Annotated in this window: 11 protein-coding genes, 1 rRNA gene and 1 pseudogene; 6 read left to right on the top strand and 7 right to left on the bottom strand. The window is 68.0% G+C overall.

Going from position 1 to position 12447, the window contains the following annotated elements:
* Positions 1–1171: ribosomal RNA gene (locus tag B128_RS0100820) — 16S ribosomal RNA — on the top strand; the annotation flags it as partial.
* 91 nt (positions 1172–1262) lie between these two features.
* Here the strand turns inward: B128_RS0100820 and B128_RS0100825 are convergent.
* Positions 1263–2468, bottom strand: coding sequence for a S8 family peptidase (locus tag B128_RS0100825; protein WP_018110407.1), 1206 nt, complete (start codon positions 2466–2468; stop codon positions 1263–1265).
* Positions 2469–2539: 71 nt separating this feature from the next.
* Between B128_RS0100825 and pyrF the strand changes: the two genes are divergently transcribed.
* The 4 genes from pyrF to B128_RS0100845 are packed head-to-tail and all read left to right on the top strand — an operon-like array spanning position 2540 to position 5850.
* Positions 2540–3301 (top strand): orotidine-5'-phosphate decarboxylase, encoded by a 762-nt coding sequence (pyrF, locus tag B128_RS0100830; protein WP_018110408.1) that lies wholly within the window; start codon positions 2540–2542, stop codon positions 3299–3301.
* Between the two features lie 5 nt (positions 3302–3306).
* Complete coding sequence (gene pyrE / locus B128_RS0100835) at positions 3307–3858, top strand: orotate phosphoribosyltransferase (protein ID WP_018110409.1); 552 nt, start codon at positions 3307–3309, stop codon at positions 3856–3858.
* Positions 3859–3877: 19 nt separating this feature from the next.
* Positions 3878–4885 carry a hypothetical protein gene (locus B128_RS13055; protein WP_018110410.1) on the top strand — a complete coding sequence of 336 codons (1008 nt, stop codon included), beginning with the start codon at positions 3878–3880 and terminating at the stop codon, positions 4883–4885.
* On the top strand, positions 4882–5850 hold the full coding sequence (locus tag B128_RS0100845) for an NAD(P)H-dependent glycerol-3-phosphate dehydrogenase (RefSeq protein ID WP_018110411.1): 969 nt from the start codon (positions 4882–4884) through the stop codon (positions 5848–5850). The genes B128_RS13055 and B128_RS0100845 overlap by 4 nt, the downstream gene beginning before the upstream one ends.
* Before the next feature lie 7 nt (positions 5851–5857).
* Here the strand turns inward: B128_RS0100845 and B128_RS0100850 are convergent, their stop codons facing one another.
* The 6 genes from B128_RS0100850 to B128_RS0100880 form a co-directional block, all read right to left on the bottom strand.
* Positions 5858–6568, bottom strand: coding sequence for an alpha/beta fold hydrolase (locus tag B128_RS0100850; RefSeq protein ID WP_018110412.1), 711 nt, complete (start codon positions 6566–6568; stop codon positions 5858–5860).
* 1 nt (position 6569) lies between these two features.
* Positions 6570–6770, bottom strand: coding sequence for a hypothetical protein (locus tag B128_RS0100855; RefSeq protein ID WP_018110413.1), 201 nt, complete (start codon positions 6768–6770; stop codon positions 6570–6572).
* Complete coding sequence (gene sufU, locus B128_RS0100860; RefSeq protein WP_018110414.1) at positions 6767–7183, bottom strand: Fe-S cluster assembly sulfur transfer protein SufU; 417 nt, start codon at positions 7181–7183, stop codon at positions 6767–6769. The genes B128_RS0100855 and sufU overlap by 4 nt, the downstream gene beginning before the upstream one ends.
* 11 nt (positions 7184–7194) lie before the next feature.
* Positions 7195–8409 carry an aminotransferase class V-fold PLP-dependent enzyme gene (locus tag B128_RS0100865; protein ID WP_018110415.1) on the bottom strand — a complete coding sequence of 405 codons (1215 nt, stop codon included), beginning with the start codon at positions 8407–8409 and terminating at the stop codon, positions 7195–7197.
* Between the two features lie 9 nt (positions 8410–8418).
* Positions 8419–10473: a heavy metal translocating P-type ATPase gene (locus tag B128_RS0100870; RefSeq protein WP_018110416.1), complete on the bottom strand. Its 2055-nt coding sequence runs from the start codon at positions 10471–10473 to the stop codon at positions 8419–8421.
* A 272-nt stretch (positions 10474–10745) separates the two neighbouring features.
* A complete protein-coding gene (locus B128_RS0100880) occupies positions 10746–12149 on the bottom strand; it encodes a multicopper oxidase family protein (RefSeq protein ID WP_018110417.1) in 1404 nt (467 codons plus the stop codon).
* 78 nt (positions 12150–12227) lie between these two features.
* Here B128_RS0100880 and B128_RS12110 point away from each other — a divergent pair.
* Positions 12228–12447, top strand: a pseudogene (locus tag B128_RS12110) (hypothetical protein); the annotation flags it as partial.

The raw sequence follows: 12447 nt of genomic DNA on the forward strand, positions 1-12447 counted from the left end.
AGCAGTTAGGAATCTTCCGCAATGGACGGAAGTCTGACGGAGCGACGCCGCTTGGAGGAGGAAGCCCTTCGGGGTGTAAACTCCTGAACTGGGGACGAAAGCCCTGATGAGGGGGATGACGGTACCCAGGTAATAGCNCCGGCCAACTCCGTGCCAGCAGCCGCGGTAATACGGAGGGNGCGAGCGTTACCCGGATTTACTGGGCGTAAAGGGCGTGTAGGCGGTCTGGGGCGTCCCATGTGAAAGACCACGGCTCAACCGTGGGGGAGCGTGGGATACGCTCAGGCTAGACGGCGGGAGGGGGTGGTGGAATTCCCGGAGTAGCGGTGAAATGCGCAGATACCGGGAGGAACGCCGATGGCGAAGGCAGCCACCTGGCTCGTTCGTGACGCTGAGGCGCGAAAGCGTGGGGAGCAAACCGGATTAGATACCCGGGTAGTCCACGCCCTAAACGATGCGCGCTAGGTCTCTGGGGTTTCTGGGGGCCGAAGCCAACGCGTTAAGCGCGCCGCCTGGGGAGTACGGCCGCAAGGCTGAAACTCAAAGGAATTGACGGGGGCCCGCACAAGCGGTGGAGCATGTGGTTTAATTCGAAGCAACGCGAAGAACCTTACCAGGCCTTGACATGCTAGGGAACCTGGGTGAAAGCCTGGGGTGCCCGCGAGGGAGCCCTAGCACAGGTGCTGCATGGCCGTCGTCAGCTCGTGTCGTGAGATGTTGGGTTAAGTCCCGCAACGAGCGCAACCCCTGCCGTTAGTTGCCAGCGGGTGAGGCCGGGCACTCTAACGGGACTGCCTGCGAAAGCAGGAGGAAGGCGGGGACGACGTCTGGTCATCATGGCCCTTACGGCCTGGGCGACACACGTGCTACAATGCCCACTACAGAGCGCTGCGACCCGGTGACGGGGAGCGAATCGCGGAAAGGTGGGCGTAGTTCGGATTGGGGTCTGCAACCCGACCCCATGAAGCCGGAATCGCTAGTAATCGCGGATCAGCCATGCCGCGGTGAATACGTTCCCGGGCCTTGTACACACCGCCCGTCACGCCATGGGAGCGGGTTCTACCCGAAGTCGCCGGGAGCCTTAGGGCAGGCGCCGAGGGTAGGGCTCGTGACTGGGGCGAAGTCGTAACAAGGTAGCTGTACCGGAAGGTGCGGCTGGATCACCTCCTTTCTAAGGAGTCTCAAGCCCGTTCCCGCGCTCTCCCCCTCCAACCTGCGCAAGGAAACCCCCCGTTAGGGGGGTTTTTCCTTTTGGGCGTGACCTAGAAGCCGCGCACGTTCAGGAAGGGTTCGGGGTGGGGCCTCCCCGAGGTGTTGTTCCAGGAGGCAGTGCTCTCGGCGTTTTGCAGGAGGGCCTCTTTCACCTGGGCCGGGGTGTAGGTAGGGTAGCGGGAGAGGACCAAGGCGGCGGCCCCGGCCACGTGGGGGCTGGCCATGGAGGTGCCGCTTAGGGTGTTGTAGGCGCCTGACGAAGTGTGCCAGGTGGAAAGAACCGATACCCCGGGGGCGGCCAGGTCCACATCGGGGCCGTAGTTGGACCAGGAGGGCCAGTCGTCCTGGCTGGTGGTGGCGCTCACGGTAATGACCTCGTCGTAGGCGGCAGGGGTGTGGTTGGCGGCGTTATCCCCCTCGTTGCCTGCGGCCACCACCACGGTGATGCCGTAGTCGCAGACCGCCTTCTGGATGGCGTTGTGGAAGGCGTTGGTGGAGCGGTTCGCTGGGCAGTACTGGCCGTTTTGGTCATCGGTGCCGCTTCCGCCCAGGCTCATGTTGACCACCTTGGGCTTACCCCCATTGTTGTGGGTGAGGACCCAGTTCAGGCCCTGGACAATGCCGCTAATGGAGCCCGAGCCGGAGCCCGAAAGCACCTTCACCGCCCAGAGCTCGGCGGCCGGGGCCACCCCCAGGACGCCCAGGGTGTTGTTGACCGCGGCCACGGTGCCGGCCACGTGGGTACCGTGGCCGTTGTCGTCGTCGTAGGCGGCCTTGCACCGGCCACGGCATTTCACCACGGCGTAGCCACCCCTAAGGTTGGTGAGGTCCTCGTGGCCCACCTTGATGCCGGTGTCCAGTACGTATACGGAAACGCCGGCTCCCTTGGCAGTGGTGCTGGGGGCGCCGATGCGCGCCACCCCCCAGGGGATGGTCTGGGCGTAGGCCCTTACCTCCTGGTCGGGGGTTAGGGCGTAGACCCGGGGGTCTTTGGCCAGGCGCTGGGCCTTGGCGGGGGGCAGGTGGCGGAGGATCACCGCCCCCAGGGCCTCGAGGCGGTCCTCGGCGGGGATGGAAAGGCCCAGCTCCTGCTCCAGAGCGGCCAGGCGCTCGGCGAAGCGGGCCCGGCCAGGCCCCTGGGGTTCCAGCACCGCGATGTAGGTCTCTCCCTCCTCCTTCAGGGCCTGGGGGCTGAGCCCCGTGGGCCCCTGGCAGGCGGCCAGAAGAAGGCTCAGGGCCAAGGCCAGCTTTTTCATAGGCACCTTCTGGACGGTCTACCCCATTTAAGGCCGGGGGCGGCCCGGCGTCAAGCCCTATAGTGAGGGGCATGGATTTCCTCGAGGCCCTTGCCCGTCCCCCCCTGGTCCTGGGGGTGGACCCCAGGCCGAGCCTCCACGGGCCCGAGCCCCTGGTGCACCTGAGGCGCTACGCCCTGGAGCTTTTTGAGGCCCTGGCCACACGGCTGGCGGCGGTCAAGTTTCAGCTGGCCTTCTTTGAGGCCCTAGGCCCGGAGGGGATGGCCCTCCTCTGGGAGCTGGCCAGCGGGGCCCGGGTCATGGGCCTGCCGGTGATCTTTGACGGCAAGCGGGGGGACATCGGCTCCACCGCCGAGGCCTACGCCGCGGCCTATTTGGGGCGCTTTCCCGGAAGCGCCCTCACCGTGAACCCCTACCTGGGCCTCGAGGCCCTTTCGCCCTTCTTCCAGGCGGCCGAGCGGGGCCAGGGGGCGGTCTTCGTGCTGGCCAAGACCTCCAACCCCGGGTCGGGGTTTCTCCAGGACTTCCCTGTGGAGGGGAGGCCCCTTTACCTCCACCTGGCGGAGGCCCTGGGCCGGATGGGGGAGGGGGAGTGGAGCCGGGTGGGCATGGTGGTGGGGGCCACCTATCCGGAGGCGGTATGGGCGGTGCGGAGGGTGGCGCCCCGTTCCCCCCTCCTCCTCCCCGGGGTGGGGGCCCAGGGGGGGCGGCCCCTCAAGGGGCCGGGCCTCCTGAACGCCGCCAGCCGGGCCCTCTTCTACCCGGGGGGCAGGCCGGACCTGGAGGGGGCCTTAAGGGCCGCGGAGGACTTGCTAGGGGCTTTGGTAGAGTAGGAGGGATGGACGTTCTGGACCTCTACCGGAGGACGGGGGCCCTGTTGGAGGGGCACTTCCTCCTGCGCTCGGGGGCCCACTCCCCCCTTTTTTTGCAGTCGGCGGCCCTCCTGCAGCATCCCCTCTACGCCGAGGCCGTGGGGGAGGCCCTAGGGCGGCTCTTTGAGGAGGAGAAGGTGGACTTCGTCATCGGTCCGGCCCTGGGCGGGGTGGTCCTCGCCTTCGTGGTGGCCAAGGCCCTGGGGGCCCGGGCCCTCTTTGCCGAAAAAGACGGCATGGGGGGTATGACCCTGCGCAGGGGCCTCACCGTGAACCCGGGGGACCGTTTCCTGGCGGTGGAGGACGTGGTGACCACGGGGGAGAGCGTGCGCAAGGCCATCCAGGCCGCGGAGGCCCGGGGGGGCGTCCTGGTGGGCGTGGGGGCCATCGTGGACCGGAGCGGGGGCCGGGCGGCTTTCGGCGTGCCCTTCCGGGCCCTGGCGCGCCTGGAGGTTCCCCAGTACCCCAAGGAGGCCTGCCCCCTGTGCCGGGAAGGGGTTCCCCTGGAGGAGGTCTAGGCCCGGGGATTGGAGGAGCATGCTAAGGGTTTGGGGTGTCCTGCTTTTGGCCCTCCTGCCCGCCCTGGCCCAGGGGCAGGTGGAGGCGGCCCGGCGGGCGGTGGAGGGCTGGCTCAGGGGGGAGCTTTCCCCGAGCCTAGAGGCGGTGCTGAAGGCCCCCCCGGAGGCGGCCCCGGGGCTTCTGGAGCGCTATGCCCTCTTTCCTCCTCCCCCTGAGGGGCTCACGGTGAACCTGGAAAGCCCCCAGGTGGAGGGGGAGCGGGTGCGCTTCCCCGCCGCCTTGGGGGAGGAAGTGGGGGAGGTGGTGGTGGTCCTGGAGGGGGAGAGGGTGGCGCGGGTCTACTTCCGCCCCCAGGGCCTGGCCCTGCCCGGCTACCTCCTCACCCCCCTGGCGGGCTGGGGCTTTCTCCTCCTCAGCCTCTTCTGGGGCTTCCTCCTCCTCCAGCCCTCCCCCTTCCGGGCCTGGCTGGGGGAGGCCCTGGCCCTCCTTAGGGCCTACCGGGGGCTTTACCTTTTCACCAACCTCTTTCTCTACGGCCTCTTCGCCCTGGGGGCGGCTTTGGCCTACGGCATGCCTGACCTGGCCCGGGCCCTGCAGGCCCTTTTCGGGGGAGCCCTCGAGGCCATCGGCCTGGAGGCGGCCATGGGCAAGGGGGTCTTGGTCCTCGCCGGGGTCATCTTCCAGTGGAACTTCAGCCAGGGTCTTTTCCTTACTGGGTTGGTGCCGGCCCTTCTCCTGGGGCTTCCCCTCCTCCTCCTGAACGCCGCCCGCTACTTCGTCTTCGGCCTGGCCCTCTCTCCCGCCCTTTTGGGGAGCACCTTCCTCCTCCACCTGCCCACCCTGCTTCTGGAGCTTCAGGCCTACATCCTGGTCACCTTTGGCGGCCTGGTCCTCCTGGCCAGGACCGCCCGGGGGGAGGGGTACCGCAAGGGGCTTAGGGACCTCCTCCTCAGCTTTTACCTGGGGGCGCTCTTTCTCCTCCTCGCCGCCTGGTACGAGGCCTGGGAGGTGAGCTTCCTCCTATGAAGGTGGCCATCCTGGGCGCCGGGGCCTGGGGTACGGCCCTGGGGGTGCTCCTGGCCTCCAAGGGCATCCCCACCGCCCTCCTGGCCCGGAGGAAGGAGCACGCCGAGGCCTTAAGGGCCATGCGGGAGAACCGGGACTACCTCCCCGGGGTGGCCCTCCCCGGGTACCTCTACCCCACCCACGACCCCGAGGAAGCCCTCTGGCAGGCGGAGTTCGCCGTGGTGGCCCTGCCCTCCAAGGCCCTGGAGGAGACCCTGAAGGCCCTGCCCCCGGCCCCCTGGTACCTTTCGGCCACCAAGGGCCTCTTCTTCCGCGAGGGGGGGCTTCTCACCGCCAGCCAGGTGATCGCCGGCCTCACGGGCAGGCCGGTGGCCGCCCTCTCTGGCCCCAACCACGCGGAGGAGGTGGCCCGGTTTCTCCCCACGGCCAGCGTGGCCGCAGGGCCTCCGGAGCTGGCCCGGCGCGCCCAGGAGCTCTTCAGCGGCCCTACCTTTCGCGTCTACACCAGCCAGGACCTCAAGGGGGTGGAGCTCGGGGGGGCCATGAAGAACGTGCTGGCCCTGGCCGCGGGCATGGTGGACGGGCTCAGGCTGGGGGACAACGCCAAGGCCGCCCTCCTCACCAGGGGCCTCAGGGAGATGGTGCGCTTCGGCACCGCCCTGGGGGGGGAGGAGGCCACCTTTTACGGGCTTTCCGGCCTGGGGGACCTCCTGGCCACCGCCTACAGCCTCCATTCCCGCAACCGCGGGGCGGGGGAGCGGTTGGTGCGGGGGGAGACTTTGGAGCGCCTCGAGGACCGCGGGGTAGTGGAGGGGCTTTACGCGGTGAAGGCCCTCATGGCCTGGCGGGAGCAGAGCGGGGCCGAGCTTCCCATCGCCGAGGCGGTCTACAAGGTGGCCTACGAGGGGCTGGACCCCTTGAAGGCCCTTTCCGCCCTCATGGCCCGGGAGCCCAAGCCGGAGTGAGGCCGGCCTAAAAGACCTCGGCCAAGAACCCCAGGAGGGCGGTGCGGAAGGCCCCGGGGTTTTCCAGGTTGGCCAGGTGGCCGGCCTCGGGCAGGATGAGCATGCGGGCGTCGGGCAGGGCCTTCCAGAGGCGCTTGGCCTCCTCCGGGGGGGTGAGGGTGTCTTCCTCCCCCACCAGGACCAGGGCGGGGCGGCGCATCTCCTGGAGAAGGGGGGTGGAGTCGGGGCGTTCCGCCAGGGCCAGGAGGCTTCGGGCCACGGCCTCGGGGTGGGCCTCGAGGATCATCTCCCTGGCCCTGGCCACCACCTGGGGCCTAGTCTCCTGGGTGGCCTTTCCCAGGTGGCTGGGCAGAAGGGCCTCGGGCAAAAAGCCCACCCCTTCCCGAAGGACCCTTTCCCTCAGGGCGTAGCGGCTTTTCCTGCCCTCCTCGGTGTCGGGACCAGAGCGGGTGTCGGCCAGCACCAGGCCCAGGAAGCGCTCCGGGGCCCTGCGCCAAAGCTCAAAGATGAGGTAGCCCCCCATGGAGAGGCCCACGAAGACGGCCTCTTCTAGGCCGGCCTCGTCCATCTCCTTTAGGACCTTTTCCGCGGCCTCCCCCAGGCCAAGCCCCAGGTAGTGGGGGGCCAGCACGGGAAGCCGCCCCCGGAAGTAGCCCACTTCCTCTTCCCACATCCTGGGGTTGTAGGGAAAGGCGTGCAGAAAGACCAGCCCTTGCATGCTACTCCTCCGCGGGCTCGCCCTCGAGGCCCAAGGCCTTGAGCCGGGCGATGAGGCTTGCGTCTTTCACCACCACCACGTTCTCCTTGCCCCGGCTTTCCGCCCGTAAAAGCCCCGCCTTGGCCGCCTCCTTCCAGGCCTCCATCAGGTCCGGGTACTGGACCAGGAGGGGGGTCACCTTGTGGGCGGGGTAGCGCCTCACCGCAGGGCCTCCTCCAGGGCGTGCCAGGCCAGGGTGGCGCACTTCACCCGGGCGGGGAGCTTGGCCACCCCCGAGAGGGCCACCAGGTCTCCCAGGGCGGGGTCGGGGGGGGCGCCTTCCACCACCATGGCCTGGAACCTGCGGGAGAGCTCCAGGGCCTCAGCCACCCGCTTCCCCTTCACCAGCTCGGTCATGAGGGAGGCGCTGGCGGTGCTGATGGCGCACCCCTGGCCCTGGAAGCGGATGTCGGCGATGGTGTCCCCCTCCAGGCGCACCATCACCTCCACCTGGTCCCCGCAGGAGGGGTTCATACCCCCCGCCTGCCGGGTGGCCTGGGACAGCACCCCGAAGTTTTGGGGGTTCTGGTAGTGCTTCAGGATGATCTCCCGGTAGAGCTCGCCCAAGACGCTCATGGATTCCCCCATTATAGCCAGGCCCGGTACCGCTCGCGAATCCGCAGGAGGGCCTCCACCAGGCGGTCCACCTCCTCCTGCGTGTTGTAGAGGTAGAAGCTGGCCCGGGCGGTGGCGGCCAGGCCCAGCTTGCGGTGCAGGGGCTGGGCGCAGTGGTGCCCGGCCCGCACGGCGATCCCCTCCGCGTCCAGGAAGGTGGCCAGGTCGTGGGCGTGGAGGCGGCCCAGGGTGAAGGGGATCACCGCCCCCCGGTCTGGCCCCTGGGGCCCGTAGACCTTGAGGTCGGGCACCTCCGCCAGGCGCCTCAGGGCGTAGTCCAGGAGGGCCCGGTCGTGGGCCATGACCCGCTCCATGCCCACCTCCATCAGGTACTGGGCCGCCTCCCCCAGGGCGATGGCCTCGGCGATGGGGGGAGTGCCGGCCTCAAAGCGCTGGGGCGGGGGGGCGTAGGTGGAGCGGTCCACGTGGACCTCCCGGATCATCTCCCCGCCTCCCAGGAAGGGCCCCATCTCCTCCAGCACCGGGTAGCGGCCCCAAAGCACCCCGGCCCCCGTGGGCCCCAGCATCTTGTGCCCGGAGAGGGCGAAGAAGTCCGCCCCCAGGGCCTTCACGTCCACGGGGAGGTGGGGGGCGGACTGGGCCCCGTCCACCACCACCAAGGCCCCCGCCTCCTTGGCTTTTCGGGCGATCTCCGCCACCGGGTTGATGGTCCCGAGGACGTTGGACATGTGCACCAGGGAGACCACCTTGGTCCTCTCGGTGAGGAGGCGGTCCAGGGCGGAGAGGTCCAGCCTTCCCTCCTCCGTGAGGGGGATGGCCTTCACCTTCGCCCCGGTGAGGCCCGCCACCAGGTGCCAGGGGACGAGGCCCGCATGGTGCTCCATCTCCGTGACCAGGACCTCGTCCCCCTCCCGCAGGTGCCGCAGGCCCCAGGCGTAGGCCACCAGGTTCATGGCCTCGGTGGTGTTGCGCACAAAGACGATCTCCTGGGGGTTTGCGTTCAGGAAGCGGGCAAGCCTTTTGCGGGCCTCCTCGTAGGCCTCGGTGGCCTCGGCGGAAAGCCGGTAGGCCCCCCGGTGGACGTTGGCGTTCAGGGTCTCGTAGAAGCGCTTCAGGGACTCAATGACGCGCCTTGGCTTTTGGCTCGTGGCGGCGGAGTCCAGATAGACGAGGTCGGGCCGCCCAGCGATCAGGGGGAAGTCCACCCTTAAGGTGCTTAGGTCCATGCCCTCAGTCTAGTCCAGGCGCACCCGTCTGAGGAGCGTGGCGTTTAGGGCCACGATCACCGTGGAGAGGCTCATGAAAAGCGCTCCCACCGCCGGAGAAAGGACGATCCCCAAGGGGTAGGCCACCCCGGCGGCCAGGGGCAGGGCGATGGCGTTGTAGCCTGTGGCCCAGAAGAGATTCTGCACCATCTTGGCGTAGGTGGCCCGGGCGAGGAGGAGGGCGCGGACCACGTCCAGGGGGTCGCTTTCCACCAGAACGAGATCCGCCGCCTCGATGGCCACGTTGGTCCCCGCCCCGATGGCGATGCCCAGGTCGGCCTCGAGGAGAGCGGGGGCGTCGTTAATGCCGTCGCCGACGAAGGCGGTGGGGCCTTGGGTCTTGAGCTCGCGTACGATCCGGGCTTTGTCCTGGGGTAGGACCCGGGCGTGGTACCGCTGAATTCCCAGCTCCTGGGCCACGGTTTTGGCCACGGCCTCGGCGTCCCCCGTGATCATCACGGGGGTGAGGCCCAGGGCCTTCAGGCGTTGGACGGCTTCCTTGGCGGAGGGACGGATGCGGTCGGCCAAAGCGAAGTAGGCCAAAACCCGCTCCTCGTCCATGAGGGCAACGGCGCTTTCCCCCCGGCCTTCGGCCTCCTGGAGGCCTCGCTTTAGGGCTTCGGACACCCTTAGCCCAAGCTCCTCCGCCCACTCGGGCCGGCCCACCCGGTAGCGTTTACCCTCGAGGGTGCCCTCCACGCCTTTGCCGGGGACTGCTTGGAAGTCCCGGACCTCAGGGCGGGGAAGCCCCCTGCCTTCCGCCGCTTCCACGATGGCCTGGGCCAAGGGGTGTTCCGAGAAAGCCTCGAGGGCCGCAGCTAGGGAAAGCACCTCTTCCTCGGAAAACTCCTCAGTGTATATTGCCCGAACGGCGAAGCGCCCCTCGGTGAGGGTCCCGGTCTTGTCCAAGGCCACGAAGCGGATCTCCCGGGCACGTTCAAAGGCTTCCCGGTTCCGGACCAGGATGCCGTGCCGGGCAGCCAGGGCCGTGGCGTTCACCGTGACCAGGGGGATGGCGAGGCCTAGGGCGTGGGGGCAGGCGATGACCACCACGGTTACTGCCAGGGAGAGGGCGAAGTTGAAGTCCCGTCCCAGGGCGAGCCAGACGAGGAAGGTGAGGGTGCCGAGGGTAAGGGCGATGTAGAAGAGCCACCCCGCAACCCGGTCTGCCAGGGCCTGGAAGCGGCTCCGGGAGGCTTGGGCTTCCTGTACCAGTCGCAGGATCTGGCTTAGGGTGGTGGCCTCCCCGGTGCGGGTGACCCGGACCTTGAGGGCGCCCTCCCCGTTCACCGCCCCGGCTATCACCTCGTCTCCCGGTTCTTTGGGCACGGGCCGGGACTCCCCGGTGAGGAAAGCCTCGTTCATCGTGGAAGCGCCCTCCACCACCACCCCGTCCGCCGGCACCTGCTCCCCGGGGCGGATAAGGATCAGGTCCCCCTCTTTGAGGGCGGAGACGGGTATGTCTTCTATGCGGTCGCCCACGATCCGGTGCGCGGTGGTGGGCATGAGCTTGGAGAGTTCCTCCAGGGCCCGGCTTGCTGCCTGCACCGAGGCCATCTCCAGCCAGTGCCCGAGGAGCATCACGTCAATGAGCGTGGCCAGCTCCCAGTAAAAGGGCTTTCCCGGAAGGCCCAAGGAGACGGCCAGGCTGTAGCCGTAGGCCGCGGTGATCCCCAGGGCGATGAGGGTCATCATCCCGGGGGTGCGCGCCCGAAGCTCGCGAAGCGCCCCCTTTAGGAAGACCAGGCCGCCGTAGAAGTAGAGGATCGTCCCCAAGACGGGGTTCACCCAGGCGCTTCCCGGGAACTGGGCTGCCCGGTAGCCGAACCAATCTTGGAGATGTTCGGAGAAGTAGAGGATGGGGAGGGTGAGGAGGAGGCTTACGAAAAAGCGGTCCCGAAACATCTCCGGGGTGTGCCCGGCGTGCTTGTCGTGGCCCGTGTGGGGAGGATGGGCGTGCTTGGGCTCGGAGGGGGAGGGGTGGTGATGGTGCTCGTGCGCGTGGTGGGTGCGATTGTCCTTCATCTGGGCACCTCCTTCGCTTCTCTTCTTAAGGAGATTTTACACCCCTCCCCCTGAGGGGAGGGGTGGAGGAAAAAGCGAGAATGGGTCTTTAGAGCCGGGAAAGGGCGCGGGAGAGCCTGGTCCGGGCCTCCTCGGCCACGGGGGCCAGGGCCCTTTGGGTGGCCTCGGGGAGAACCCGGAACATGGCCTCGGGGTCTTGTCTTGGATGAGGCCCGCATGCCGGTTCTGGACCTGGGAGGGAGGGGCGTGGGGAGGATGGCGGTGGGGATGCACTAGCCCACCTCCAGCACCCCCATCATGCCCCGGTCCTCGTGCTCCACGATGTGGCAGTGGAAGACGGTCTTCCCGGGCAGATCCTTTAGGGGAACCAGGAGGCGCACCACTTCCTGGGCCTTTAGGTTCACCACATCCTTAAGGGCGCGGTAAGGGAAGGCCTTGCCGTTCACGGAGAGGACCTGGAAGGGATGGGTGTGGAGGTGGAAGGGATGGTCCATGTTCCCTTGGTTTTCCAACTCCCAGACCTCGAGGTCGCCCACCCGCCCGCGGAAGTCCACCCGACGGTGGTCAAAGGTCTTGCCGTTGATGAAGAAGCGACCGGCCATCATGTCCTCCGTGAAGGTGATGCGCCGGGTCACCCTGGCCTGGTTGGGGCTGAGGGCGGGCAGTTTGGCCAGGGCCTTGGGCAGGGGGAGGGGTTTGGGGCGGGGCGGGGCCACCAGGGTGAGGAGGGTTTGGGGCCTTTGGCTTGTTCCCATGGCCATTCCTCCGTGGCCCATGTGCTCCATCCCGCCCATCATGTGGACCCCTCGGTCGTAGGGAAGGGCGAGGAGGCGGAAAGCCCCTTCCTTCTGGAAGCGCACCAGGACCTCTGCCCGTTCCCCGGGGGCCAGGAGGAGTTCGGGGACCTCATAGGGTTCCTCCAGGAAGCCCCCGTCGCTGGCGATGAGGTAAAGGGGGTGCGCCTCCAGCTTAAGCAGGAAGTAGCGGGCGTTGCTGGCGTTCAGCAGGCGGAGGCGCAAGGTGGCCTTGCCGGCCCGCAAGGTGGGGCGGGAGGCCCCGTTGACCAGGAGGAGGTTGCCCTCCTTGCCGTTGATCCAGTCCATGGGGGTGTGGGCGGCGGGGCGGCCTGATGCGAGTTCCAGGTCCTTGAGGACCAAAAGGTGCTCCTCGGCTTCCCGGAGTTCAGGAATCCCGTCCACGGGGCTTTCCACCACCAGGGCCCCAGCTAAGCCGGCAAAGAGCTGGGGGGCCACCCGCCCGTGCAAGTGGGGATGGTACCAGAAGGTTCCCGCCAGGTCCTGGGGAACGGTGAAAACATAGCTCCAGGTTTCCCTGGGCGGGATTTCCAAAAAGGGGTCGTCCACCTTGGGGGAGATGGGAAGCCCGTGCCAGTGCAGGTTGGTGGATTCGGGGAGGAGGTTTTCCAGCTCGAGGCGAACCGTATCCCCGGGGCGTACCCGAAGGGTGGGCCCCGGGAAGCTACCCCCATAGGTCCAAAGCCGAGCTTCCCGCCCGGCTACGGTAACGGGGGTGGGGGCGGCCTTCAGCCGCACCTCCAGGAGCCCTTCCCGGCTTTTGAGCACCGGGGGCTCGGGAAAGGAGGCCTGGCCCCGGGCCAGGGGAGATAGAAGAAGGCCTGCCGTGAGCTTAAGAAGGGTTCGGCGGTCGGTATTCATACCCTTAGAGCCCCCCTTTCGGATATTCAATGCATACCCCCTTGACAAGCCAAAGGAAAAGGGGGCGCTTGGTGAGCTGTGGAAGAACACCAGACGCCCCCTTCCATCCTACCCCTGTCCCTGGAGGAACTGGTCCCCCTGCTCCAGGCATGGCTCCAAGCCCGCTTGCCAGAAGGGGAGAGAAAACCCGGCAGGCCCAGGACCTTCTCCGACCTCAGCCTCTTTCTCTTCCACCTGGTCCGCGCCCTCCTGGGCTTCTCCAGCGAACGCATGCGCCGGGAACTGGCCCGCAACCCTA

The organism is Thermus igniterrae ATCC 700962, assembly GCF_000376265.1.
Classification (GTDB): Bacteria; Deinococcota; Deinococci; order Deinococcales; family Thermaceae; genus Thermus; species Thermus igniterrae.

Bases quoted from the DNA above. Each gene is read 5' to 3' on its own strand.
- B128_RS0100825 (WP_018110407.1), bottom strand. From the start codon at position 2,468: ATGAAAAAGCTGGCCTTGGCCCTGAGCCTTCTTCTGGCCGCCTGCCAG.
- pyrE (WP_018110409.1), top strand. From the start codon at position 3,307: ATGGACGTTCTGGACCTCTACCGGAGGACGGGGGCCCTGTTGGAGGGG.
- sufU (WP_018110414.1), bottom strand. From the start codon at position 7,183: ATGAGCGTCTTGGGCGAGCTCTACCGGGAGATCATCCTGAAGCACTAC.
- B128_RS0100845 (WP_018110411.1), top strand. From the start codon at position 4,882: ATGAAGGTGGCCATCCTGGGCGCCGGGGCCTGGGGTACGGCCCTGGGG.
- B128_RS0100870 (WP_018110416.1), bottom strand. From the start codon at position 10,473: ATGAAGGACAATCGCACCCACCACGCGCACGAGCACCATCACCACCCC.
- B128_RS0100880 (WP_018110417.1), bottom strand. From the start codon at position 12,149: ATGAATACCGACCGCCGAACCCTTCTTAAGCTCACGGCAGGCCTTCTT.
- B128_RS0100850 (WP_018110412.1), bottom strand. From the start codon at position 6,568: ATGCAAGGGCTGGTCTTTCTGCACGCCTTTCCCTACAACCCCAGGATG.
- pyrF (WP_018110408.1), top strand. From the start codon at position 2,540: ATGGATTTCCTCGAGGCCCTTGCCCGTCCCCCCCTGGTCCTGGGGGTG.
- B128_RS0100865 (WP_018110415.1), bottom strand. From the start codon at position 8,409: ATGGACCTAAGCACCTTAAGGGTGGACTTCCCCCTGATCGCTGGGCGG.
- B128_RS13055 (WP_018110410.1), top strand. From the start codon at position 3,878: ATGCTAAGGGTTTGGGGTGTCCTGCTTTTGGCCCTCCTGCCCGCCCTG.